Genomic DNA, 23,257 nt, shown 5'->3' with positions numbered 1-23,257 from the left:
ATGACTGTTATTTCAATGCAATCGTCACCGACTCAAGCACCCGACCCTTAGGGTTATAAAAATCGACCTGCAAGTGCTGCCCGGTGAGGGTCAGGCAGGCGAAGTTATCTTCGCTGACCATGGCGCTGGTCAATGCGGGGGAATAATGGCCTTGCCCATGACTGGCCAGCGGAGCATTGAGCAGCAGATTACTGGTCTTCGCGTACGGTAACAGCCTGCTGTTGCACAGCGGTGACGAGACGATGCCGTGCACCACAAAGTCAGGGTCTTCGCTGTGGGTGAGCGAGCAGGTCAGAGAACCGTGGATGTCGCCGCTGACAAACATCACGTTTTTAACGGCGTTGGCGCGGATGACTTCCAGCAGGCGCAAGCGTTGTGCGGCAAATGACTTCCAGCCGTCATCGCCATGGCTTTTCTGATCGGGCATGAACATCACGCTGCTGACGATGAACTTCACTTTGGCGGTGCTGTTTTTCACCCATTTGTGCAGGGCGTTTTCTTGCTCGACGCCGATCATTCTGCGGTCAGTGCCGGTTAACACGCGTTCGGTGCGACAGTCCATGACAAACCAGTCGGTGTCGCCATCGGCAAAGGTGTACCAGTATTTCTCTACGCTGCGGTTGATGCACCCGTCTGTGAGCAGGTCGTGGGCGGGGCCGTGGCTGCACTGGAAGGTTTCGTAGGCGCGAATGGCATTGCTGTAGAGCTCGTCGTCCTGGTGGCTGCGACTTGCAGGCCAGTTATCTTCGATCTCATGGTCGTCGAGGATCATATAGGTCGGGGTGCTGGCCATGAGCTGGCGGATGTGCGGCTGTGAGAAGGCTGCCCGGTATTTGCGCGAGATGTCTGCGTACTTCCGGTCGGGTGCGAAGATGTTCATGTCATCGACGTACACCTGATCCCCGATCATTAACATGCCATCAAGCGGGGTGCTGGCGTTCAGGTCGCTGATGGCCTTGAAGATCTTGTCGCCCAGTTCTGGCTTGGAAGGGGTATTCAGCGTGAGCCGCAGGTAGCGGCATGAGCCTACAACGTAGCGATGCGTGCGGTTGCGTTTGGGGGAGGCAGATTTAAACCGGTAGATCGTTGAGGGCCATTCCAGCGCTATGTGTTTTACGGTGTCCGGAGTGTGGTCCAGGTAAGTGGTTCTGAACCAGCCCGCCTGGTATTCGTAGGGGGTGTCTGCGCTCAGGCCGCGCAGGACCAGGGTGTCAGACATGTCGTAAATGTTGCTGAGCTTCGAATAGAGGCCAGCAGACCATTGCTGCGTGCCTGCTTTGCGGTAGCGAACAGCGGCAAAAACGGCATTTTCAGCATCGGCAGCGCCCCGGATAAAAATGCGCGCTTGCTCTGAGGTGGTGTAGCCCACTATGGGGCCAACGGTGGGTGTGTCCATGTCGAAATCCTTTTTGATAAGTGGCGATCCCTGTCGCCGCGGTTAAGTCCTTTCATTAACCGTAGAGGGGGGCAGAGGTAACTTCGCCTCTCAACATCAGCGGGCTTCGTAGTGCCGGGGTGTTGTGTGGTGAGTGAATTTTCTGGTTACAGAATCAAGAGCCCCTCTCCCTAGCCCTCTCCCGGAGGGAGAGGGAACTGACCGCACGCGGGTTCAAGAACACCTCTATTCAGCTCCTTCTCCCTCCGGGAGAGGGTTGGGGTGAGGGGGGATTTCAGGCAAAAAAAAGCCCCGCTTATTGGGCGGGGTTGAGGTACGAGCGTGGCGCTCGGAAAACAGTGCGCTATCCCGGCCTTCGGTGAGGAAGGCCGGGACGTGGCTTACAGCAAGATGGTGCGGATGTCGCCCAGCAACTGGCTCAGACGCTGGGTGAAGCGTGCAGCTGCAGCGCCGTTGATCACGCGGTGATCGTAGGACAGCGACAGTGGCAGCATCAGCTTCGGCTGGAAGGCTTTGCCGTCCCAGACTGGCTGCATGGTTGCCTTGGACACGCCCAAGATCGCCACTTCCGGTGCGTTGACGATCGGCGTGAAGCCGGTGCCGCCAATGTGACCCAAGCTGGAAATGGTGAAGCAAGCGCCCTGCATGTCGTCAGCGGTGAGCTTCTTGTCACGGGCTTTGGCAGCCAGTGCAGCCGCTTCACCTGCCAGTTGCAGCAGGCTCTTCTGATCAACGTTCTTGATCACCGGCACCAGCAAGCCGTCCGGGGTGTCTACGGCGAAGCCGATGTGCACGTATTTCTTGCGGATGATCGCTTTGCCGCTTGGCGCCAGCGAGCTGTTGAAGTCTGGCAGTTCCTTGAGCAGGTGTGCGCAGGCCTTGAGCAGCAGCGGCAGGACGGTCAGTTTCACACCGGCTTTTTCTGCGACGGCTTTTTGCGCAACGCGGAAAGCTTCCAGCTCGGTGATGTCAGCCTGGTCGAACTGAGTCACGTGCGGGATGTTCAGCCAGCTGCGGTGCAGGCTCGACGCGCCGATTTGCATCAGGCGGGTCATGGCCACTTCTTCAACTTCACCGAAACGGCTGAAGTCGACTGTCGGGATCGGCGGAATGCCTGCGCCGCCAGTTGCAGCGCCGGCAGCCGGAGCTTCCTTGGCTTTCTGCAGAGCGGTTTTGACGTAAGCCTGTACGTCTTCTTTCAAGACGCGACCGTGAGGGCCACTTGGGCTCACCGCGCTCAGCTCAACGCCGAACTCACGGGCCAGTTGACGCACGGCAGGGCCGGCGTGAACTTTGGCACCGCTTGGCGCAGGGGCAGCCGCCGGTGCCGGAGCAGGGGCCGCTTCAGCCTTGGCAGCCGGCGCAGGAGCCGCCGGTGCTTCAGCTTTGGCCGCCGGAGCTGGCGCCGCTTGTGCAGGAGCGGCTGGCGCAGCTGCGCCAGCCACTTTCAGCTTGAGGATGAAGTCGCCAGTGCCGACTTCGTCGTCCAGCTTGACGGCAATGCTTTCCACCACGCCTGCGGCAGGCGACGGGATTTCCATGCTGGCCTTGTCGGATTCAAGGGTGATCAGCGATTGATCAGCCTCAACGGTGTCGCCAGCCTTGACCAGAATCTCGATGATTTTGGCTTTGCCCGACGAGCCGATGTCCGGCACGTGGATGTCTTGAACCGACTCGCTTGCCGGTGCTGCAGCCGGGGCCGCAGGGGCCTCGGCAGCAGGAGCAGCCGCTGGCTTTTCAGCCGCCGCAGCCTTGGCCGGTGCGGCCGCTTCAGGGGCTGGCGCAGCGCCGCCCTCAGCTTCCAGCTCAAGCAGTTCGTCGCCTTCTTTCAAGCGGTCGCCCAGCTTTACTTTCAGGCTTTTGACGATACCGGCTTTAGGCGCAGGGATTTCCATGCTCGCCTTGTCCGATTCCAGCGTCAGAATGCTCTGATCAGCTTCGACACGGTCACCGACCTTTACAAACAGTTCGATGACTTCACCGTCACCGCTGCCGATGTCAGGTACTCGAATGAGTTCGCTCACAAAAATTCTCCTCAGCAGTCCAGTGGGTTGCGTTTTTCCGGGTTGATACCGAACTTGACGATAGCGTCTGCAATCACCTTAGGTTCGATTTCACCACGGTCAGCCAGGGCTTCCAGGGCTGCCAACACCACGAAGTGACGGTCTACTTCAAAGAAGTGACGCAGTTTTTTGCGGCTGTCGCTGCGGCCGAAACCGTCAGTGCCCAGCACTTTGAATTCCTTGACCGGTACCCACTGACGAATCTGCTCAGCGAACAGCTTCATGTAGTCGGTAGAAGCAATGACCGGACCTTTACGGCCAGTCAGGCACTCTTCAACGAAGGTGCGCTGTGGCTTCTGGCCAGGGTGCAGACGGTTGTGACGCTCAACGGCCAGGCCGTCGCGACGCAGTTCGTTGAAGCTGGTAACGCTCCACACGTCAGCGCCGACGTTGAACTCTTCACGCAGGATTTTCGCCGCTTCACGCACTTCACGCAGGATGGTGCCGGAGCCCATCAGTTGTACGTGGTGAGCCGCTTCCTTGGTGTCTTCTTCCAGCAGGTACATCCCTTTGACGATGCCTTCTTCAACACCGGCCGGCATGGCAGGTTGCTGGTAAGACTCGTTCATCACGGTGATGTAGTAGAAGACGTCCTGTTGCTCTTCGGTCATCTTCTTCATGCCGTCCTGAATGATCACCGCCAGCTCATAGCCGTAGGTTGGGTCATAGGTGCGGCAGTTCGGGATGGTCGCGGCCAGGATGTGGCTGTGACCGTCTTCGTGTTGCAGGCCTTCACCGTTGAGCGTGGTACGCCCGGCGGTGCCGCCGATCAGGAAGCCACGGGTGCGGCTGTCGCCAGCGGCCCAGGCCAGGTCGCCAATACGCTGGAAGCCGAACATCGAGTAGAAGATGTAGAACGGCAGCATTGGCTGGTTGTGGTTCGAGTACGAAGTACCGGCCGCGATGAAGGAGCTCATGGCGCCTGCTTCGTTGATGCCTTCTTCGAGGATCTGGCCCTTTTTGTCTTCCTTGTAGAACATCACCTGGTCTTTATCGACTGGCTCGTAGAGCTGGCCGACGGAGGAGTAGATGCCCAACTGACGGAACATGCCTTCCATACCGAAGGTACGGGCTTCGTCCGGGATGATCGGGACGATGCGCTGGCCGATGTCCTTGTCCTTCACCAGCTGTGCCAGGATGCGCACGAACGCCATGGTGGTGGAAATTTCACGGTCGCCGGAACCGTCAAGGATGGCCTTGAGGGTGTCCAGTGGCGGGGTCGGAATGCTCAGGCTCTTGGCGCGACGCTGAGGCACGAAACCGCCCAGTGCCGTGCGGCGCTCGCTCAGGTAGCGGGCTTCGGCGCTGCCTTCTTCCGGTTTGAAGAATGGCAGGGACTCGATGTCTTCGTCTTTGACCGGGATGTCGAAACGGTCACGGAACAACTTCAGGCTGTCGACATCGACTTTCTTGGTGTTGTGCGCCGTGTTTTTCGCTTCGCCAGCGCCAGTGCCGTAACCCTTGATGGTTTTGGCCAGGATAACGGTTGGCTGGTCTTTGTGGTTGACCGCTTCGTGGTACGCCGCGTAGACCTTGTACGGGTCGTGGCCGCCACGGTTGAGTTTCCAGATCTCGTCGTCGGACAAGTCAGCAACCATCGCCTTGAGTTCAGGCGTGTTGAAGAAGTGTTCACGTACGAACGCGCCGTCTTTGGCTTTGTAGTTCTGGTACTCGCCGTCGATGACTTCGTCCATGCGACGTTGCAGGATGCCGTCGACGTCTTTGGCCAGCAGCGGGTCCCAGAAACGGCCCCAGATGACTTTGGTCACGTTCCACTGAGCACCGCGGAACACGCCTTCGAGTTCCTGGATGATCTTGCCGTTGCCGCGAACCGGGCCGTCGAGGCGCTGCAGGTTGCAGTTGATGACGAAGATCAGGTTGTCGAGGTTTTCGCGGCCAGCCAGAGAGATGGCGCCCAGGGATTCCGGCTCGTCACACTCGCCGTCGCCCAGGAAACACCAGACTTTTTGCTTGCCAGCAGGGATGTAGCCACGCGATTCCAGGTACTTCATGAAACGCGCCTGGTAGATCGCCTGGATCGGGCCAAGGCCCATGGATACCGTCGGGAACTGCCAGAAATCAGGCATCAGCCAAGGGTGCGGATAGGACGACAGGCCCTGACCGTCGACTTCCTGGCGGAAGTTGTTCATTTGATCTTCGCTGATGCGACCTTCCATGAACGCACGGGCGTAAACGCCTGGCGAGGTGTGACCCTGGAAGTAGATCAGGTCGCCGCCGTGTTCTTCGGTCGGGGCCTGGAAGAAGTAGTTGAAGCCGATGTCATACAGGGTTGCGCTGGAAGCGAAGCTGGAGATATGACCGCCCAGGTCAGAATCTTTCAAGTTCGTGCGCATAACCATAGCCATGGCGTTCCAGCGTACCAGCGAGCGAATGCGGCGTTCCATGAACAGGTCGCCAGGCATGCGTGCTTCGTGGGTAACAGGAATCGTGTTGCGGTATGGAGTCGTGATGGCGTACGGGAGTTGCGAACCGGTGCGAGTAGCGAGCTCACCCATACGGGTCATCAGATAGTGAGCACGGTCTTCGCCTTCTTTGTCGAGAACCGATTCCAGGGCGTCCAGCCATTCCTGGGTTTCGACGGGATCGAGGTCTTGCATGGCTTGCTCCAGGGCGGAAAGGCTTCCAGAATCGGTTGCCTGAGTTTGCGACTGGCCTTGTGGGCAGACGACATAAATTCTTGGATGACCGGAAGGTTGATTCCGGCGTCGTGTAGTTTTACTACAAATCGTTGCTCATTTCAGCCTTTCGAGTGTTTGACTCAGTAGTAAAACTACAGGGAAGCCTTCGAAGGTCACCTGTTGGGTTGTGCGATAAATCGATATTGTTGGTTCTGTGTTTGGTATTTGGCCGTTGTGACAATGTTTTTTTGCTAAAGAATCACGTTTTTAAGCTATTTATAACCTTTGTTCGACAGTCGGGTTTAACCGCTGTTTCTTCCAGTCACCGTACTCGGCAATACCATCGCCGATCAAGGATAGACCATGAGCCTTCCCTCGCTTGCCGCAATCCCCTCCCTTTTATTGCCCCTTGCCAGCCGCGCCGAGCAGTCCTGGCGCAGTGCCGTGGCCGGTCTGGAAGGCGAACAGGGACTCGACGAATGGTCGTCTGAACGCTGGTCAGACTTTGCCCGGGTGAGTGCGGCGAGCGACTTCTTTATTGAACAGGTGTTACGTGACCCTTTGATGTTGCTGGAACTGGTGAGCTGGGGTGAACTGGACCGCAGCTTTGCCCCCGGCGAGTTGTGCGGGCAGATTGCCGAAGCCGCCCAGCAGGCGCAAACCGACGAAGAGCTGGGTCGCGCCCTGCGCCGCCAGCGCACGCGCCAGCAAGTGCGGATTATCTGGCGTGATTTGACCCGCCAGGCCGACCTCATAGAAACCTGTCGCGATTTGTCGGACATGGCCGATGCGAGCATCGATCAAGCCTACCGCTGGCTGTATGAGCGCCATTGCCAGCAGTTCGGTACGCCCATCGGGCACCGCAGCGGCGAGCCGCAACCGATGGTGATTTTGGGCATGGGCAAGCTTGGCGCCGTGGAGCTTAACCTGTCATCGGACATCGACCTGATTTTCGCCTACCCCGAGGGCGGCGAAACTGTTGGCGCCAAGCGCCCGCTGGACAACCAGGAGTTCTTTATTCGCCTGGGTCAGCGCTTGATCAAGGCGCTGGACCCGATGACCGTCGACGGGTTTGTGTTCCGCGTTGACATGCGCCTGCGCCCGTACGGCTCGTCGGGCGCGCTGGTGCTGAGCTTTAACGCGCTGGAGCAGTATTACCAGGACCAGGGCCGCGACTGGGAACGTTACGCGATGATCAAGGCGCGGGTGGTGGCCGGTGACCAAGTGGCTGGCGCGCAGTTGCTGGAGATGCTGCGCCCATTTGTCTATCGGCGTTACTTGGACTTCTCGGCCATCGAAGCGCTGCGCACCATGAAGCAGTTGATCCAGCAAGAAGTACGGCGCAAAGGCATGGCCGACAACATCAAGCTGGGCGCGGGCGGCATTCGTGAAGTCGAGTTTATTGCCCAGGCGTTCCAGTTGATCCACGGCGGGCGCGACCTCAGCCTGCAACAGCGGCCGCTGCTTAAAGTGCTGAGCATCCTTGAGGGGCAAGGCTACTTGCCGGCTGCGGTGGTCAATGAGTTGCGCGAAGGTTATGAATTTTTGCGTTACACCGAGCACGCGATCCAGGCCATTGCTGACCGCCAGACGCAAATGCTCCCGGACGGCGAACAGGATCAGGCGCGCATCGCCTTTATGATGGGCTTTGACACCTGGGCGCAGTTCCATGAACAACTGATGGCGTGGCGCGGGCGTATCGACTGGCATTTCCGTCAGGTGATTGCCGACCCGGACGAGGAAGAAGACCTCGACGAAGGCGAACTGATCGTCGGCGGCGAGTGGTTGCCGTTGTGGGAAGAAGTCCAGGATGACGCAGCAGCCTGTGCTCAACTAGAAGAAGCCGGGTTTGTCGATGCGCCCAAAGCCTTGAAACAACTGGCCAACCTGCGCTCCAGCCCGCAGTTGCGCGCCATGCAGCGTTTGGGGCGTGAGCGTCTGGATGCGTTTATCCCGCGTTTGCTGGCGCAGGCGGTGGAGCATGCCAACCCGGACCTGGTGCTGGAGCGTGTGTTGCCACTGGTTGAGGCTGTGGCCCGCCGTTCGGCGTATCTGGTGTTGCTGACCGAAAACCCGGACGCGCTGCGCCGCCTGCTGACCTTGTGCGCGGCCAGCCCGTGGATTGCCGAGCAAATCACCCGCTTCCCGCTGTTGCTTGATGAGTTGCTCAACGAAGGGCGCCTGTTCAAGCCACCGTTGGCACCCGAGTTGGCCGCCGAGTTGCGCGAGCGACTCACGCGCATCCCCGAGGACGACCTTGAACAGCAGATGGAAGCGCTGCGTAACTTCAAACTGGCGCACCGCCTGCGGGTGGCGGCCTCAGAAATCGCCGGCAGCTTGCCGCTGATGAAGGTCAGCGATTACCTGACCTGGCTGGCCGAGGCGATTCTGGAACAAGTGCTGGCCCTGGCCTGGCGCCAAACGGTGGCCAAGTACGGCACGCCGCAGCGGGCGGACGGCAGCCTGTGCGACCCCGGCTTTATTATTGTGGGCTACGGCAAAGTTGGCGGTATCGAGCTTGGCCACGGCTCGGACCTGGACCTGGTGTTTATCCATGACGGCGACCCCAACGCCGAAACCGACGGTGCCAAGCCCATCGACAGCGCGCAATTCTTCACCCGGCTGGGCCAGCGGATCATCCATTTGCTCACCGCGCAAACCAACTCCGGCCAGCTCTATGAAGTCGATATGCGCCTGCGTCCGTCAGGCGCTTCCGGGTTGTTGGTCAGCTCGCTCGGAGCGTTTGAGCGCTATCAACAGAACGAAGCCTGGACCTGGGAGCATCAGGCGCTGGTGCGGGCGCGGGTGCTGGTGGGCTGCAAGCAGGTCGGCGCGGCCTTTGAAGCCGTGCGCGCGCAAGTGTTGGGCCGCGAGCGTGACTTGCCGAAGCTGCGTCAGGAGGTCAGCGAGATGCGCGCCAAAATGCGCGACAACCTGGGCACCCGGCTGACCGCTGCCGGGACGGGGGAGAATGCCTTCGAGGCCACGGTGCCGTTCGACCTCAAGCAGGACGCCGGAGGTATCGTCGATATTGAATTTATGGTGCAATACGCGGCCCTGGCGTGGTCCAGGGAACACCCGGAACTGCTGCGCTATACCGATAACATCCGCATTCTTGAAGGGCTGGAACAGGCCGGGCTGATGCCCGCCAGCGATGCCAGCCTGTTGCGTGAGGCGTACAAAGCCTTCCGCGCCGTTGCTCACCGCCAGGCCTTGCAAAAGGAAGCCGGGGTGGTCAGTGGCGACCAATTGGTGGAAGCGCGACGAGATGTTCGGCGTATATGGGCGCAACTGGGCTTGAGCTAAGCTACGGCTAGCAATTACAGCGGGGAGGCAAGCGTCTGAAGCCGTCAGTAACGTGAACGCGGTCTTTGTAGGAGCGAGCTTGCCTCGCGATCTTTTGATCTTTAAAAGATCGCGAGGCAAGCTCGCTCCTACAGTTGAGTGTTCTGGCTGACGAGCATCAGGCCACTGCCTCCCTTGCTTGTTTATGGAAACTTATGAATATTTTGATCGTTGGGCCCAGCTGGGTCGGTGACATGGTGATGGCGCAGACACTGTTCCAGTGCCTGAAAAAGCGCCACCCACAGTGCGAAATCGATGTGCTGGCCCCTGAGTGGAGCCGGCCCATCCTTGAGCGCATGCCTGAAGTTCGCAAGGCCTTGAGCTTTCCGCTCGGCCATGGCGCGCTGGAACTGGCCACGCGACGCAAGATCGGCAAGTCCCTCAAGGGCCAATACGATCAGGCCATTTTGCTGCCTAACTCGTTGAAGTCGGCGCTGGTGCCGTTTTTCGCCGGTATTGCCAAGCGCACCGGCTGGCGCGGCGAATTCCGTTACGGGCTGCTCAATGATGTGCGCACGCTGGACAAAGAACGCTACCCGTTAATGATCGAGCGCTTTATGGCGCTGGCCTATGAACCGGGCGCCGACCTGCCCAAGCCGTACCCGCGCCCAGATCTGCAAATCGAGCCGCAAAGCCGCGAGGCCGCCCTGAGCAAGTTCGGTCTGGAACTGGACCGTCCGGTGCTGGCGCTGTGCCCCGGCGCCGAGTTTGGCGAGTCCAAGCGTTGGCCGTCCGAGCATTACGCCAAAGTGGCCGAGCAAAAGATCCGCGAAGGCTGGCAAGTGTGGCTGTTTGGCTCGAAAAACGATCACAGCGTCGGTGAAGACATCCGCGCCCGGTTGATTCCGGGCCTTCGCGAAGAGTCCGTCAACCTCAGCGGTGAAACCTCACTGGCCGAAGCCATTGACCTGCTGTCGTGCGCAGACGCCGTGGTGTCCAATGATTCCGGGCTGATGCACGTGGCCGCGGCGCTCAATCGCCCGCTGGTGGCGGTGTACGGTTCGACCTCGCCGGGCTTTACCCCGCCGTTGGCCGACCAGGTTGAAGTGGTGCGCCTGGGCCTGGAATGCAGCCCGTGCTTTGAGCGCACATGCCGTTTCGGCCACTACAACTGCTTGCGCGAACTGATGCCGGCGCCGGTGATTGAAGCCTTGCAACGCCTGCAGGTCACCCCGGTCGAGGTCAACTAGGTGCGTGTTCTGTTGGTGAAAACCTCATCCCTTGGGGATGTGATTCATGCCTTGCCGGCGCTGACCGATGCGGCCCGTGCCATTCCGGGCATCACCTTTGACTGGGTGGTGGAAGAAGGCTTTGCCGAAATCCCGACTTGGCACCCGGCCGTGGGCAAAGTGATTCCGGTGGCGATCCGCCGCTGGCGCAAAAATATCTGGGAAACCCTCAAGAGCGGCGAGTGGAAGCGCTTCAAGCACGCCCTGCGCGCCGAAAAATATGATCTGGTGATCGACGCCCAAGGGCTGGTCAAAAGTGCTTTTTTGACCCGCTACGTCAAGGCGCCGGTGGCCGGGCTGGACAAACACTCCGCCCGTGAGCCGCTGGCCAGCCATTTTTATCAGCGCCGCCTGGCCGTGGCCCGTGGGCAGCATGCGGTCGAGCGTTTGCGCCAATTGTTTGCCGTCGCGCTGGGCTATGACCTGCCCAAAGGGCTGGGCGATTACGGCCTCGATGTTGAGCGCCTGGTTGAATTACCGCGCAGCAAACCTTATGCAGTGTTCTTGCATGGCACCACGTGGGACACCAAACACTGGCCCGAAACCTACTGGCGCGATTTGACGATGCGCATGGGCCATTTGGGCCTCGAAGTGCGCTTGCCGTGGGGTAATCCCGCTGAAAAGGCCCGTGCTGAACGCATTGCCAGCGGTCTTAAAAACGCCGTGGTCCTGCCCAAGCTGAACCTCGCAGGCGTGGCCAAAGTGCTGGCTAACGCCAGCGCATGCGTGGCGGTGGACACCGGGCTGGGGCATTTGGCGGCGGCACTGGATGTGCCGACCATTTCCCTGTTTGGCCCCACCAACCCCGGGCTCACGGGCGCGTACGGCAAGGTGCAGATCCACCTGGCCAGCGATTTCCCGTGTGCGCCGTGCCTGCAGAAAAAATGCACTTACCAGCCGACTGCACAGGACCAGCAGCGGTTTGATCTGAAAAACGAGTGGCCGTTGTGCTTCACTCGTCTGAACCCTGAGCGTGTCGCAAGTCGATTAAGCACGTTGTTACTGGCTGAGGAACTGCGCTGATGCAACTGGCTTTTGTGCTGTACAAATACTTCCCGTTTGGCGGGCTGCAACGCGATTTCATGCGCATTGCGCTGGAGTGCCAGAAGCGTGGGCACCAGATCCGTGTGTACACGATGATCTGGGAAGGCGATATCCCGCCCGGCTTCGAAGTGCTGGTGGCGCCGGTCAAGGCGTTCCACAACCACACCCGTAACGAAAAAATGCTCGCCTGGATGCAGGCCGATCTGGCCAAACGCCCGGTCGACCGCCTGATTGGCTTCAATAAAATGCCCGGCCTGGACGTGTACTACGCCGCCGACGGCTGCTTTGAAGACAAGGCGCAAAACCTGCGCCACTCGTTCTACCGCTTCTTCAAGCGCTACAAGCACTTTGCTGAATACGAGCGTGCGGTGTTCGACAAGAACGCCAAGACTGAAATCCTGATGATTTCTGAAGTCCAGCAGCCGCTGTTCATTAAACACTACGACACCCCGTTGCAGCGTTTTCATTTGCTGCCGCCGGGCATTGCGCTGGACCGTCGTGCGCCGCCGAATGCGGCTGAGATTCGCGCCGAGTTCCGCCGCGAATTCAACCTGGCCGACGACGACCTGTTGCTGGTGCAAATCGGCTCGGGGTTCAAGACCAAAGGCGTCGACCGCAGCCTCAAAGCCCTCGCGGCGTTGCCGTCCGAGCTTAAAAAGCGCACCAAACTGTTGGTGATCGGTCAGGACGACCCCAAGGTCTTTCAATTGCAAAGCGCCACGTTGGGGCTGGGCGAGCACGTGCAGTTTCTCAAGGGGCGCAGCGACATCCCGCGCTTTCTGCTGGGCGCTGACGTGCTGATTCACCCGGCCTACAACGAAAACACCGGCACCGTTCTGCTTGAAGCCTTGGTGGCGGGTTTGCCGGTATTGGTCAGCGCGGTGTGTGGCTATGCCCATTACATCAGCGACGCCGATGCGGGCCTGGTGCTGGACGAACCGTTCGAACAGACGCAACTCAATGATTATCTGACCCACATGTTGTCCGACGATGCTGCGCGCGCGGCCTGGAGCCAAAATGGCCTGGCCTACGCGCAGACGGCCGACCTCTATAGCATGCCGCAGCATGCTGCGGATGTGATTCTGGCGGAGCAACACTGATGAAACTGATACTTGCCGAACCTTTCAAACGCTTGTGGGATGGGCGCGATGCGTTCACCGAAGTCGAGCAGTTGAGCGGTGAGGTTTACCGCGAACTGGACGGCCGCCGTACCTTGCGTACGGAAGTCGACGGGCGCGGTTACTTTGTGAAGATCCACCGTGGCATTGGTTGGGGTGAAGTGTTCAAAAACCTGCTCACCGCCAAACTGCCGGTGCTCGGTGCCGGCCAGGAATGGCGGGCGATCAAGCGTTTGCACGAAGTCGGTGTGCCGACCATGACCGCTGTGGCCTATGGCGAAAAGGGCAGTAACCCGGCCCAGCAGCACTCGTTCATCATCACCGAAGAGCTGGCGCCGACCGTCAGCCTTGAAGACTTCAGCCTTAATTGGCTCAAGCAGCCGCCGCAGCCCAAGCTTAAACGTGCGCTGATCGCCGAAGTGGCGCGCATGACCGGCATGATGCACCGTGCGGGCGTTAACCACCGCGATTGCTACATCTGCCACTTCTTGCTGCACACCGACACACCGGTGACTGCCGACAACCTGCGCCTGTCGCTCATCGACCTGCACCGTGCCCAGACCCGCGCCGTGATCAGCCGTCGCTGGCGCAACAAAGACCTGGCCGCGCTGTACTTTTCGGCGCTGGACATTGGCCTGACCCAACGCGACAAGCTGCGCTTTTTGCGCGGTTACTTCCAGATGCCGCTGCGCCAGATCCTGCGCGAAGAAGCGCGTTTGCTGGCCTGGCTCGAAGGCAAGGCGCAAAAACTCTACGAGCGCAAAGTGCGCTATGGAGATGCACTGTAATGGCGGGTTGGACTCTGGAACCCGCTTACCGCGCGTTGGCACATGATTTTGGCAGTCTCGATGCCGTGTTTGCCCTGCAAGGCGAGCACCTGACCCGCGATCCGTTGTCGCAAGTGATCCGCGTCGAGCGTGATGGCGTCAATTACTACGTCAAGCGCTACACCGGCGCGGGCAAAGGGTTGCGTCGCTATCTGGGCCGCCCGCGAGTGAAGTCCGAATGGCAGAACCTCAAGCGTTTTGCCAAGTGGGGCATCCCGACCGCCGAGGTGGTGGCTTGGGGTCTGGAACGCAAAGGCTTTGCCTACGCCCGTGGCGCGATGATTACCCGCGAACTGCCCAACACCCGCGATTTGTCGGAGCTGGCGGACAACAACGACCCGCTGCTCAAGGACCGTGCCTGGGTCGACGGCGTCAGCCGCCAACTGGCGCGCTACACCAAAACCATGCACGACCATCGCTTTACCCATAACGATTTGAAGTGGCGCAACCTGCTGATCGACGATCAGGCGCGCCTGTACTTGATCGACTGCCCCAACGGCGACTTCTGGCGCGGTTTCTGGCTCAAGTACCGGATCACCAAAGACCTGGCGTGCCTCGACAAAGTGGCCAAGTACCACCTGACAGCCACTCAGCGTTTGCGCTTTTATTTCCAATACACCGGGCGCACCACACTCAACGCGGCGGACAAAGAGCGGGTCCGCCATATCGTGCGTTTTTTTGAGGGCCGGGAATGACTGATTTTTTGGCAGGAGCCGAACGGGGTTTGCTGGAACGCAATGGATTGGCAGATTTCGATGCCCTGTGGAACCTGCAACTGGACGCGGTCGATGAGCCCAATACCAGCCGTGGCGGCTGGAGCACGGTGTTTCGCATGGACCTCGAAGGCCAGGGCTTTTACCTCAAGCGCCAGAGCAATTACCTGACCCGTACCTTGCACAGCCCGTTGGGCGAGCCGAGCTTTGCCCGCGAATTTCGCAATATTCAGCGTTACCAGCAGTTGGGCATTCCGGCGCTAGAAGCGGTGTTTTTTGGTGAGCGTAAAGTCGCTGGCGAGCGTCGGGCCATTCTGATGACCCGCGCGCTGGACGGCTGGAACGACCTCGATTACCTGCTCGAACACTGGCCGCAACTGACCCACGGGCAGCAGCAAGCTATCTTGCGCACCTGCGGTCAGTTGGCGCGTCAACTGCACGCTGCGCGTCAGGTGCATGGCTGTTTCTACCCTAAACACATTTTTTTGCAGGCAGACGGCGAGGGCTATCGCGCCCAGTTGATCGACCTGGAAAAGACCCGGCCCTTGCTGCTGGGTCAGCGTGACCGGGTCAAAGACATCGAACCGTTGTTGCGCCGGGCTCAGGTCTGGAACGCCGATGACGTGCGCACGCTGCTTGCGGCGTACCTTGAGCAGCCGGTCGAGAGCGGTTTGGTCGATGCCTGGTTTGAGCGTTTGAATGTTCGTCGCAGCCACAAGGAGAGCCGCTGATGCGCTTGTCCGAATTGCAAAAGGCCGGGCGCACGCCGTCGTTGCCGCTGAGCATTGAACTGGCTGACGCCGCCGGGCCTGCGCAATTGCAGCTGCTGAGCCTGCTGCGGGTGTTGCCGGGGCAGCGCTACGTGGGTGCCGGGGTGTGGCGCGGGCGTACCGTACTGGCCAAATTAATGGTCGGCAGCAAGGCGGCGCGTAACTTTCAGCGTGAGCTGACTGGCGTGCGCCTCTTGGCAGAGCAAGGCCTGACCACGCCGCAACTGCTGGCCGACGGTCTGCAAGAAGGCGAGGGCGGCTGGCTGCTGTTTGAGTTTCTTGAGGGTGCGCAAAGCCTGGGCGATGCCTGGAATGCAGTTGCGGCGTTGCCGGTGTTGGCCGACGAGCAACAGGCGGTGCTGGCCGAGGCGCTGGAAGCGATCGGGCAGATGCACCTCAAGGGCCTGTGGCAAGAAGACCTGCACCTGGACAACCTGCTGCGCTGCAACGGCAAACTGTATTTGATCGACGGCGCGGGTATTTGCGTCGAAGAGGCGGGCAAGCCGCTGTCACGGCAAAAAGTGCTGGAAAACCTTGGGGTGTTCTTCGCTCAACTGCCGAAAAGCCTTGAGCCGTTTATTGAAGAACTGCTGGTGCATTACCTGCTGAGCAACGGCGAACACGCCTTGCCACTGGAGGCGCTGCTCAAGCAGGTCGAAAAAGTCCGCGCCTGGCGCCTCAACGACTTCATGAACAAAGTGGGCCGCGACTGCACCTTGTTCAGCGTGCAGAGCGGGGCGTTTGCCTTGCGCGCATTTGCCCGCGAAGAAGAAGCGGCGATGTTGCCCGTAGTGGCCAAGGCCGATGCGCTGCTCGACCAGGGCCACCTATACAAAACCGGCGGCGCGGCCAGCGTGGGCAAGGTTGAGGTGGCGGGCCGCAGCCTGGTGGTCAAGCGCTACAACATCAAAGGCTTTGCCCACTGGCTTAAACGCTTCTGGCGCCCGAGCCGGGCATGGCATTCATGGCAGGAAGGCAATCGGCTGCTGTTTCTCGGCATTGCCACGCCCAAGCCGCTGGCGCTGCTGGAAACCCGCTTTTTGTGGTTGCGTGGCAAGGCGTATCTGGTCACCGAGTACCTGTCCGGCCCGGACATCATCGAGCGTTTTGCGCCCTATCAAGACAGCGGCGACGCCCCTGAAGCTGAATTGCAGGCGCTGGACCAGTTGTTTGCCGACCTGATTCGCGAGCGCATCAGCCACGGCGACCTTAAAGGCCATAACGTGTTCTGGGCAGACGGGCGCTGGGCCTTGATTGACCTGGACTCCATGTGCCAGCACTCATCGCCAGGCAGCTTCGCCACGGCCTACGCCCGCGACCGCGCGCGCTTTATGCGTAACTGGCCGGCGAGCAGCGCGTTGCATCACGTGATTGATGAGCGCTTGCCCAAAGTGGTGTAACCCAACTCTGTGGGCGCTGCTGTCCCGTCTTCGACGCCGCGCTGTCGCGCAGCAAACAGGCCACCGATAATCGACAGCATCCCCCAATCGGTTCCCTCTCCTTCGGGAGAGGGCTAGGGTGAGGGGGCTCTTAGATCAAGATCAAAAGATCGCGAGGCAAGCTCGCTCCTACAAGGTGTTTGGTGCGACTTAGAAGCTGTATTGCGCCCCGGCGCCGGCGTACCACGAGCGGCCCGGTGCGGCTTCGTAGAAGCGGTTGTTGCCGTCGGCAACGATCACTGAGCCCACGTATTGGCGGTCCAGCAGGTTGTCCAGACGCAAGGTCTGGTGGAAGGTCCAGTGATCAACCTTTTGCTCAAACTTCGCGCGCCAGTTGAACACGCTGTAGGCCGGTGCGGCTTTTTGCGTGTTGGTGTCTTCGACGTAGACCTTGCTGCGGTACATGCCTTCGATGGCGGTGCTGACCCAGTCGGCGGGTTTCCAGTTCACTTCGGCAAACAAAGTGGTCTGCGGCACGCCCGGCAGGTCGTTGCCTTTATCAATGAGGCCTTTGGGGCTGGTGAAGTCGCGGTCATAGGTGGCTTGCAGCCGCGTGTAGGCCAGGGTGGTGGTCCAGTCGTCGGCAAGCTGGCTTTCGACCCCCAGCTCGAAGCCGCGACGCAGGGTACGGCCCGCGTTCTGGTAGGTGGTGCGCCCGCCGGTATTGCTCAGCACCACCAGTTCGTCGGAGGTGGTGATCTGGAAGATGGCGGCATTGATGCGCGTGTTGGCGAGTTGAGCTTTCAAGCCCATTTCGTACTGCGTGCTTTCAGACGGTTTGAGGCCAAAGTTGAAGCCATTGCCGCTTGGGGAGTAGGCCAATTCCGCCTGAGTCGGTGTCTCGAAGCCTTTGCCCGCGCTGACATAACCATGCAGCTCCGGGGTAAAGGCGTACATCACACTCATCGAGGGCGTGGCTTTTTCGTAGCGCTTGGTGCCGCTGTCGTCGCCGTTGCTCAAAAATTGATCATGCACGTCCAGTTCCATGGTGCTGTAGCGCAGCCCGGCCTGGACGGTCCAGTTGTCGATGGCCCAGTTGGCCTGCACGTACGGGTCGAGGCTGCGGGCGGTGTCGATTTCGTCGCGCACCAGCGCGCCTTTCACGCCCAGTTGGTCGCCCACAAAGTTTTGGTAGCCGTGGCGGCTGTCCCGGCTCTGGTCGTAGTCCAGCCCGCCAATCAGGGTCAGGTCGCCGGGCACGCTGTGCACCGGTTGCAGCCAGCGCAGGCTGCCGCCATAGAACTTGCGGTCGAATTGCACCACGCCGCCGCCCTGGCTGTTGCCGGGCGTGCCTTTGGGAATCGCCAGGTACTGGATCACGCTGCGGGTGCCGTTGTAGGCATTGACCTGCAAGGTGGCATCGCCGAAGTAGCGCTCGTAGTTCAGGCCCACTTGTTGGTGGTCGATGCTTTTACGGGTGTTGTAGGTCAGTGCCGCCGGTGTCACCGAGCGTGGGTCGGCTTTGTAGGCTGCCCAGGTTTGGCCCAGCGGGTCTTGGGTGCCGTTTTGCTCAAGGCTGCTGTAAATCAGCGCCAGTTTGCTGTCTTCGTCAGGTTTTAAGTTGAGCTTGGCAAAGGTCTGGTCGCGGCGGGCGGCGCTGTGGTCGCGGTAGCCGTCGGTGTCCATGCGCGATGCGTCGAGCACAAAGCCTACGTCGTCTGTCGCGCCTTCGGCCGTGAGGTGGTTTTTGCTCATGCCGTCGCTGCCCACCAGGGTTTCGGCGCCGATGCGCGGCGGCCCTTCGCCATCGCGGGAGAACATTTGAATCACCCCGCCCGCATTGCTGCCGTACAGCGTGGCCGCCGGGCCGCGCAACACTTCGATGCGCTCGGCGGTGTCGAGGTTAAACGTCGCGGCCTGGCCCTGACCGTCCGGGGTGCTGGCCGGGATGCCGTCGGCTATCAGCTTGATGCCGCGCACGCCAAACGCCGAGCGTGCACCAAACCCACGGGACGAGATTTGCAGGTCCTGCGCGTAATTCTGCCGGTTTTGCACCACCAGCCCCGGCACGCGGGACAGCACTTCTGAGGCATTGATGTCCAATTGACCCTCGCTGATCTGCTGCTGGTTGATGCTGTCGACCGAGTAGGGCAGGTCAAAACTGGGGCTGGCACTGCGCGAACCGGTAATGACGCTGGGGTCCAATTCCAGGGTTTCGGCGAAGCTGGCGGGGGCGAGGCAAAGCCCCGGGAGCAACAGGGCAAAGCGGGCAGGAGCAAAAAAATTCATGGGCGGTATCGGGGTTCCGTGTGACGCGACCCGTCTGGGCGACGGGTATCAGGCTAGCAGAGGGCGGGTAGTTTAGCGGTGTAAGAGGCTTCATACGAAAACTTAGGAAGCCATCACCTGCGATTAGCCGCAGCCGGGTGCTAGGTTGCGAGGCCATTCTTCAGGAGCCAATGCGATGGCCTGCAAATTCGTGCTGCTGTGTGTCGTGCCTTGCCTTTTGTTGGGGTGTGGGTCCGTCAAGACCTTGCTCGGCAGTGATGAGAGCATCCGTCGGGACCTTAAAAAGCAGCGCAGTTACTGTGACTCGGTGACCCGTGTCTACAGTGGCGTAGCTTTTGATTTGTGCGTACTGAATGCGCCGCCCAACACCACCAGCGGTGTGCCCAGCGGGTTTGTGCCGATTTTCTTTTTTGATGTGCTGGCCTGTGCGGTGGTCGACACGGTTGCGTTGCCCTATACGATTTTTCAGCAAAGCCGCGAGGGCAGTCTCTTGTTGAGGTAGGCAGGCGGGCGCCAGGGCGTGGCAAATAGCGCTGGGTCATTCCCGTGCGCTTTACGCTATAATCCCGCCCTTTAGTTGTTTCTGCGCGTTGCGCGCAGTACACCCCTTTTTTCAGGCGCCCGCCGCCTGCCTGCATTTTTAAGAGGCTAATCCAGTGGCATTGACGATCCTTGGCCTGTCCGGCGCCCTTAGCCATGATCCCTCCGCAGCCCTCTATATTGACGGCAAGCTGGTTGCAGCGGCTGAGGAAGAACGCTTTGTACGCGACAAGCATGCAAAGAACCGCATGCCTTACGAGTCGGCAAAATTCTGCCTTGAGCAAGCGGGTATCAAACCTTCCGACGTTGATGTGGTGGCGATCCCGTTCGCACCTGTCAGCTTGTTCGGCAAGGCCCGCTGGCACTACGCCAAGCGCTACTGGTACGCCCCGGACCGCGCTCTGGATGCGATCCTGATGGGCAACCGTCGCTACAAGCGCTATCGCAACAAGATTGTGTTCTGCCTGCAGCAACTGGGTTTTGATCCGAAAAAAATCAAGATCGAACCGGTTGAGCACCACTTGGCTCACGCTTCCAGCGCCTACCATTGCTCGGGTTTCAAAGAGAAAACCGCGATTCTGGGTATCGATGGTAAAGGCGAGTACGCCACGACCTTCTTTGGTTATGGCGAAAACGGCAAGATCACCAAGATCAAAGAATTCTTCGACCCGGACTCCCTGGGCGGCCTGTACGGCGCGATCACCGAGTTCCTCGGTTTCGAGATGCTCGACGGTGAGTTCAAGGTCATGGGCATGGCGCCGTACGGCGACGCCAGCAAATACGACTTCTCGCGCCTGGCCTCGTTTGAAAACGGCGAGCTGGTGGTCAACACCGAATACGCCAACGTTATCGGCCTGCGCCGCTACAAAGAGAAGGGCAAAGGCTTCTACTTCTCGCCAAAACTGATTGAGTGGCTGGGGCCCAAGCGCGAAGGCGACATCGCCGACGAGCCTTACATCCACTACGCCGCCAGCATGCAAGCGCTGTTTGAAAAACTGGCGCTGCAGATGATCGACTACTACCTGGGCGACATTCTCAAAGAGACCGGCAAAATTGCTTTTGCGGGCGGCTGCGCGTTGAACGTGAAGCTGAACCAAAAGATCATTGCCCGCCCGGAAGTCAAAGAGCTGTTCGTCCAGCCTGCGTCCGGTGATGCCGGTACGGCGGTGGGTGCTGCGGCCTATGTGTCTCACGCGCGCGGCGTGCCGGTCGAGAAGATGGAACACGTCTACCTCGGCCCTGCGTACAGCAACGAAGACGTGATCGCGGCGTGTGCCCGTCACCCGGGCAAGCCAGCCTGGCGCAAAATCGAAGGCACACCTGAGAAAATCGCCAAGATCATGGTCGATGGCAACCCGGTGGCCTGGTTCCAGGGCCGCATGGAGTTTGGCCCGCGTGCCTTGGGCGGTCGTTCGATCATCGGTTGCCCGAGCAGCGAAGGCGTGGCTGACCGCATCAACGAACAGATCAAGTTCCGTGAGCGCTGGAGGCCTTTCTGCCCGTCGATGCTCGACACCGTGGGCCCGCAGATGATCAAGGTCGATCACCCGGCACCGTTCATGACCTTCACTTTTGAAGTGGCTGAAGAGTGGAAGACCCGTGTGCCAGAGGTTGTCCATGAAGACGGCACTTCTCGCGCCCAGGTGCTCAAGCGCGAATACAACCCGCGCTACTACGACATGATGAAGGCCCTTGAAGTACTGACCGGCAACGGCGTGTCGCTGAACACCTCGCTCAACCGCCGTGGTGAGCCGATGGTGTGCTCGCCGACCGACGCCCTGAACATGTTCTTCGGCTCGGACCTGCAGTACCTGATCATGGAAGACATCTTGGTGGTTAAAGAAGGCGCAGAGCGTTATGAATCGCTCGACTGAGCGGCATGTGCTGCAGTTTTGCCACGGCTATGACGGGCCGTTTCTGGACTGCGCGCGCCAGTACGCCAGCCTGTTTGCCGGCAGCGGGTACAAGGTCACCACGGTCTTTTTGACCGGGGCGGCCGACCCCGAAGTCGCCGCAGGCTGCGCGTCGGATGAAGTCTTGTTTATGGAGTTCAGCTCCAAGGCCATTCGTGGCCTTAAGCTGGGCGCCATCGCCAAGCTGCGTAAAATCGCCGCCTCGCGGGCATTCAGCTTTTGCATCGCCCACCGCTTCAAGCCGATTTATATCGCCTTGTTGGCCACCGGTTTGCCGGTGATCGGCGTGCACCATGCGTTTGGCGACTACCAGCGCGGCAGCCGCAAACTGTTCGCTAACCTGTTTCGTAAACGCCTGAGCCTGCTCGGGGTGTCTGATGCGGTGCGTGACGACATGCGCCAATGCCTGCCCAAGTGGCCGACCGGGCGTATCAGTACGCTGTACAACCGCATCGATATCGACGCCGTACAAGCCAGCCAACTGCCCGGCACCCAGGCGCGTGAAGCGCTGGGGTTGTCGGTCGATGGCTTTATTGTCGGCAACGTCGGGCGTCTGCACCCGGACAAAGACCAGGCCACGCTGATCAAGGGTTTCGCCCAGGCACGGGCAGACCTGCCAGCAGATAGCCAACTGGTGATTCTGGGTAAAGGCCGTCTGGAGCAAGACCTCAAAGAGCTGGCCCGTGAACTCGGTGTTGCCGAGCAGGTGAAGTTTTTGGGCCAGGTGCCCGATGCGCGGCGTTATTTCCGTGCGTTTGATGTATTTGCCCTCAGTTCCGATCACGAACCGTTTGGCATGGTCTTGCTGGAGGCCATGGCCGCTGGCGTGCCGTTGCTGGCCACGGCCTGTGGCGGCGCCAAGGAAGTGGTGGAAGGCGTAGGGATTCTGTTCCCGCTGGGCGATGTCGAGCATCTGGCTCAGGGCATCAAGCATCTGTCGGTGCTCACCGATGAGCAGCGCTATGCCTGTGCTGACCTGATGCTGGCGCGCCTGCATGAGCGCTTCAGCGATCAGGCCGTTCATGACCGGTTCTGGCAGTTGCCGCAAGTCACCGACCTGACTGCGGGGGCCTGATGCTCAATTATTTCCAGGGCTGGCGTGAGCGCGGCTGGAGCGTTGTTGACGCGTCTGTTTACGCAGACGCCTGGCAACGCTTTGGTGGCAGCGTGGCCACGCACCCGATGGTGGTTGAGCGTTTGGCTCAGTTGGCGGGTATCCCGGTGCGCTACCTGGCCTGGGAGCAAAACGGTGAAGTGAAAGCTGCGATCCCGACCTGGGGCCGCGACCTGGCTTTGTCCAAGGATGTGCTCAAGCGCCACGGTAAAAAAGGCCTGTTTGACCTCGGTAATGCCGAGATCATTCTGCCGGCTGCCGACGGGGCCAACGTGCCCTTACGTCACCGTGGGCGCTACCTGTCGCAGCTCAATGAAGGCCGTTTCAGTACGCTGATCCAGCAAACCGAACAGCTGGCGATGGCCCGCACGCCTGAAGAACTCTCCAAAAAATTCCGTTACAACCAACGCCGCGAACTGCGTTTGCTGGAAGAGGCGGGCGGTGTGGTGCGCCCGGTGACGGACTTTTCCAGCACTGAACTGGCGGCCATTTACTGCGATCTGTTCCTGCGCCGCTGGGGTTTTGTGGCCACGGGCGCCGAGCGCATGGCCGATGTGGTCGAGCTGTTGCGTGAGCTGTTGATCGGTTCGGTCATATTCCTTAACGACGCGCCTATTGCCATCCAGTTGGTGTACCGGGTTGAATCCCCGCAATGGATCAGCGTTGAGTACGTCAACGGCGGCGTTGACCCGCAAACCCGAGATTTCAGCCCCGGTAGCGTATTGAGCTTTCTCAATACCCAATCGGCCTGGGAGCAGGCGCGCAGCGTCAACAAGCCTTTGCGTTTCTCGTTCGGCCGCGCCGACCGCGAATACAAAGAGCGTTGGTGCAACCCGGTGCCGGTGTTTAAGGTCTAGTGCACACCTTGTAGGAGCTGC

At 60.1% G+C, this 23,257-nt stretch carries 16 protein-coding genes; 12 read left to right on the top strand and 4 right to left on the bottom strand.

The window, feature by feature from the left end:
* Positions 1 to 7: 7 nt before the first annotated feature.
* The 3 genes from ACJJU9_RS22910 to aceE form a co-directional block, all read right to left on the bottom strand.
* A complete protein-coding gene (locus ACJJU9_RS22910) occupies positions 8 to 1,396 on the bottom strand; it encodes an alkaline phosphatase D family protein (protein WP_407729598.1) in 1,389 nt (462 codons plus the stop codon).
* Positions 1,397 to 1,776: 380 nt separating this feature from the next.
* Positions 1,777 to 3,420 (bottom strand): dihydrolipoyllysine-residue acetyltransferase, encoded by a 1,644-nt coding sequence (gene aceF / locus ACJJU9_RS22905; RefSeq protein ID WP_282365066.1) that lies wholly within the window; start codon positions 3,418 to 3,420, stop codon positions 1,777 to 1,779.
* An 11-nt stretch (positions 3,421 to 3,431) separates the two neighbouring features.
* Positions 3,432 to 6,077, bottom strand: coding sequence for a pyruvate dehydrogenase (acetyl-transferring), homodimeric type (gene aceE / locus ACJJU9_RS22900; RefSeq protein WP_153334851.1), 2,646 nt, complete (start codon positions 6,075 to 6,077; stop codon positions 3,432 to 3,434).
* A gap of 384 nt (positions 6,078 to 6,461) precedes the next feature.
* Between aceE and glnE the strand changes: the two genes are divergently transcribed.
* The 8 genes from glnE (at position 6,462) to ACJJU9_RS22860 (ending at position 16,544) form a co-directional block, all read left to right on the top strand.
* Positions 6,462 to 9,404: a bifunctional [glutamate--ammonia ligase]-adenylyl-L-tyrosine phosphorylase/[glutamate--ammonia-ligase] adenylyltransferase gene (gene glnE, locus ACJJU9_RS22895; RefSeq protein WP_407729597.1), complete on the top strand. Its 2,943-nt coding sequence runs from the start codon at positions 6,462 to 6,464 to the stop codon at positions 9,402 to 9,404.
* A gap of 194 nt (positions 9,405 to 9,598) precedes the next feature.
* Positions 9,599 to 10,633 carry a lipopolysaccharide heptosyltransferase II gene (gene waaF / locus ACJJU9_RS22890; protein WP_048366653.1) on the top strand — a complete coding sequence of 345 codons (1,035 nt, stop codon included), beginning with the start codon at positions 9,599 to 9,601 and terminating at the stop codon, positions 10,631 to 10,633.
* Entirely contained in the window at positions 10,634 to 11,695 is a 1,062-nt protein-coding gene (waaC, locus tag ACJJU9_RS22885) for a lipopolysaccharide heptosyltransferase I (RefSeq protein WP_407729596.1), read from the top strand.
* Positions 11,695 to 12,816, top strand: coding sequence for a glycosyltransferase family 4 protein (locus tag ACJJU9_RS22880; RefSeq protein ID WP_048366651.1), 1,122 nt, complete (start codon positions 11,695 to 11,697; stop codon positions 12,814 to 12,816). The genes waaC and ACJJU9_RS22880 overlap by 1 nt, the downstream gene beginning before the upstream one ends.
* Positions 12,816 to 13,622 carry a lipopolysaccharide core heptose(I) kinase RfaP gene (gene rfaP, locus ACJJU9_RS22875; protein WP_048385192.1) on the top strand — a complete coding sequence of 269 codons (807 nt, stop codon included), beginning with the start codon at positions 12,816 to 12,818 and terminating at the stop codon, positions 13,620 to 13,622. Before ACJJU9_RS22880 ends, rfaP begins: the two co-directional genes overlap by 1 nt.
* Positions 13,622 to 14,356 carry a lipopolysaccharide kinase InaA family protein gene (locus ACJJU9_RS22870; protein WP_048366649.1) on the top strand — a complete coding sequence of 245 codons (735 nt, stop codon included), beginning with the start codon at positions 13,622 to 13,624 and terminating at the stop codon, positions 14,354 to 14,356. Before rfaP ends, ACJJU9_RS22870 begins: the two co-directional genes overlap by 1 nt.
* The gene (locus tag ACJJU9_RS22865; RefSeq protein WP_407729595.1) at positions 14,353 to 15,105 is read left to right on the top strand and encodes a lipopolysaccharide kinase InaA family protein; all 753 of its coding nucleotides are present in this window, start codon (positions 14,353 to 14,355) and stop codon (positions 15,103 to 15,105) included. Before ACJJU9_RS22870 ends, ACJJU9_RS22865 begins: the two co-directional genes overlap by 4 nt.
* The gene (locus ACJJU9_RS22860; RefSeq protein ID WP_407729594.1) at positions 15,105 to 16,544 is read left to right on the top strand and encodes a lipopolysaccharide kinase InaA family protein; all 1,440 of its coding nucleotides are present in this window, start codon (positions 15,105 to 15,107) and stop codon (positions 16,542 to 16,544) included. Before ACJJU9_RS22865 ends, ACJJU9_RS22860 begins: the two co-directional genes overlap by 1 nt.
* Before the next feature lie 189 nt (positions 16,545 to 16,733).
* Here ACJJU9_RS22860 and ACJJU9_RS22855 read toward each other — a convergent pair whose 3' ends face one another.
* Entirely contained in the window at positions 16,734 to 18,812 is a 2,079-nt protein-coding gene (locus ACJJU9_RS22855) for a TonB-dependent receptor family protein (RefSeq protein ID WP_407729593.1), read from the bottom strand.
* A gap of 175 nt (positions 18,813 to 18,987) precedes the next feature.
* On the opposite strand from ACJJU9_RS22855, the gene ACJJU9_RS22850 reads away from it, so the two are divergent.
* From ACJJU9_RS22850 to ACJJU9_RS22835, 4 genes are all read left to right on the top strand, one after another.
* A complete protein-coding gene (locus ACJJU9_RS22850) occupies positions 18,988 to 19,314 on the top strand; it encodes a YceK/YidQ family lipoprotein (RefSeq protein WP_048385198.1) in 327 nt (108 codons plus the stop codon).
* A gap of 154 nt (positions 19,315 to 19,468) precedes the next feature.
* Complete coding sequence (locus ACJJU9_RS22845; protein WP_048366644.1) at positions 19,469 to 21,226, top strand: carbamoyltransferase; 1,758 nt, start codon at positions 19,469 to 19,471, stop codon at positions 21,224 to 21,226.
* Positions 21,210 to 22,340: a glycosyltransferase gene (locus ACJJU9_RS22840; RefSeq protein WP_407729592.1), complete on the top strand. Its 1,131-nt coding sequence runs from the start codon at positions 21,210 to 21,212 to the stop codon at positions 22,338 to 22,340. Before ACJJU9_RS22845 ends, ACJJU9_RS22840 begins: the two co-directional genes overlap by 17 nt.
* Positions 22,340 to 23,236: an antimicrobial resistance protein Mig-14 gene (locus ACJJU9_RS22835; protein WP_407729591.1), complete on the top strand. Its 897-nt coding sequence runs from the start codon at positions 22,340 to 22,342 to the stop codon at positions 23,234 to 23,236. Before ACJJU9_RS22840 ends, ACJJU9_RS22835 begins: the two co-directional genes overlap by 1 nt.
* Positions 23,237 to 23,257: the final 21 nt, after the last annotated feature.

This window comes from Pseudomonas helleri, assembly GCF_045830615.1.
GTDB classification, from domain to species: domain Bacteria; phylum Pseudomonadota; class Gammaproteobacteria; order Pseudomonadales; family Pseudomonadaceae; genus Aquipseudomonas; species Aquipseudomonas helleri.
Note: the sequence above shows the minus strand (reverse complement) of the source record. Positions and strands in the feature narration are given on the sequence as shown.

What these genes read in the sequence shown, in the direction of transcription:
- ACJJU9_RS22910 (WP_407729598.1), bottom strand. Translation starts at nt 1,396, where the DNA reads ATGGACACACCCACCGTTGGCCCCATAGTGGGCTACACCACCTCAGAG.
- aceE (WP_153334851.1), bottom strand. Translation starts at nt 6,077, where the DNA reads ATGCAAGACCTCGATCCCGTCGAAACCCAGGAATGGCTGGACGCCCTG.
- glnE (WP_407729597.1), top strand. Translation starts at nt 6,462, where the DNA reads ATGAGCCTTCCCTCGCTTGCCGCAATCCCCTCCCTTTTATTGCCCCTT.
- waaF (WP_048366653.1), top strand. Translation starts at nt 9,599, where the DNA reads ATGAATATTTTGATCGTTGGGCCCAGCTGGGTCGGTGACATGGTGATG.
- ACJJU9_RS22880 (WP_048366651.1), top strand. Translation starts at nt 11,695, where the DNA reads ATGCAACTGGCTTTTGTGCTGTACAAATACTTCCCGTTTGGCGGGCTG.
- rfaP (WP_048385192.1), top strand. Translation starts at nt 12,816, where the DNA reads ATGAAACTGATACTTGCCGAACCTTTCAAACGCTTGTGGGATGGGCGC.
- ACJJU9_RS22870 (WP_048366649.1), top strand. Translation starts at nt 13,622, where the DNA reads ATGGCGGGTTGGACTCTGGAACCCGCTTACCGCGCGTTGGCACATGAT.
- ACJJU9_RS22865 (WP_407729595.1), top strand. Translation starts at nt 14,353, where the DNA reads ATGACTGATTTTTTGGCAGGAGCCGAACGGGGTTTGCTGGAACGCAAT.
- ACJJU9_RS22860 (WP_407729594.1), top strand. Translation starts at nt 15,105, where the DNA reads ATGCGCTTGTCCGAATTGCAAAAGGCCGGGCGCACGCCGTCGTTGCCG.
- ACJJU9_RS22855 (WP_407729593.1), bottom strand. Translation starts at nt 18,812, where the DNA reads ATGAATTTTTTTGCTCCTGCCCGCTTTGCCCTGTTGCTCCCGGGGCTT.
- ACJJU9_RS22850 (WP_048385198.1), top strand. Translation starts at nt 18,988, where the DNA reads ATGGCCTGCAAATTCGTGCTGCTGTGTGTCGTGCCTTGCCTTTTGTTG.
- ACJJU9_RS22840 (WP_407729592.1), top strand. Translation starts at nt 21,210, where the DNA reads ATGAATCGCTCGACTGAGCGGCATGTGCTGCAGTTTTGCCACGGCTAT.
- ACJJU9_RS22835 (WP_407729591.1), top strand. Translation starts at nt 22,340, where the DNA reads ATGCTCAATTATTTCCAGGGCTGGCGTGAGCGCGGCTGGAGCGTTGTT.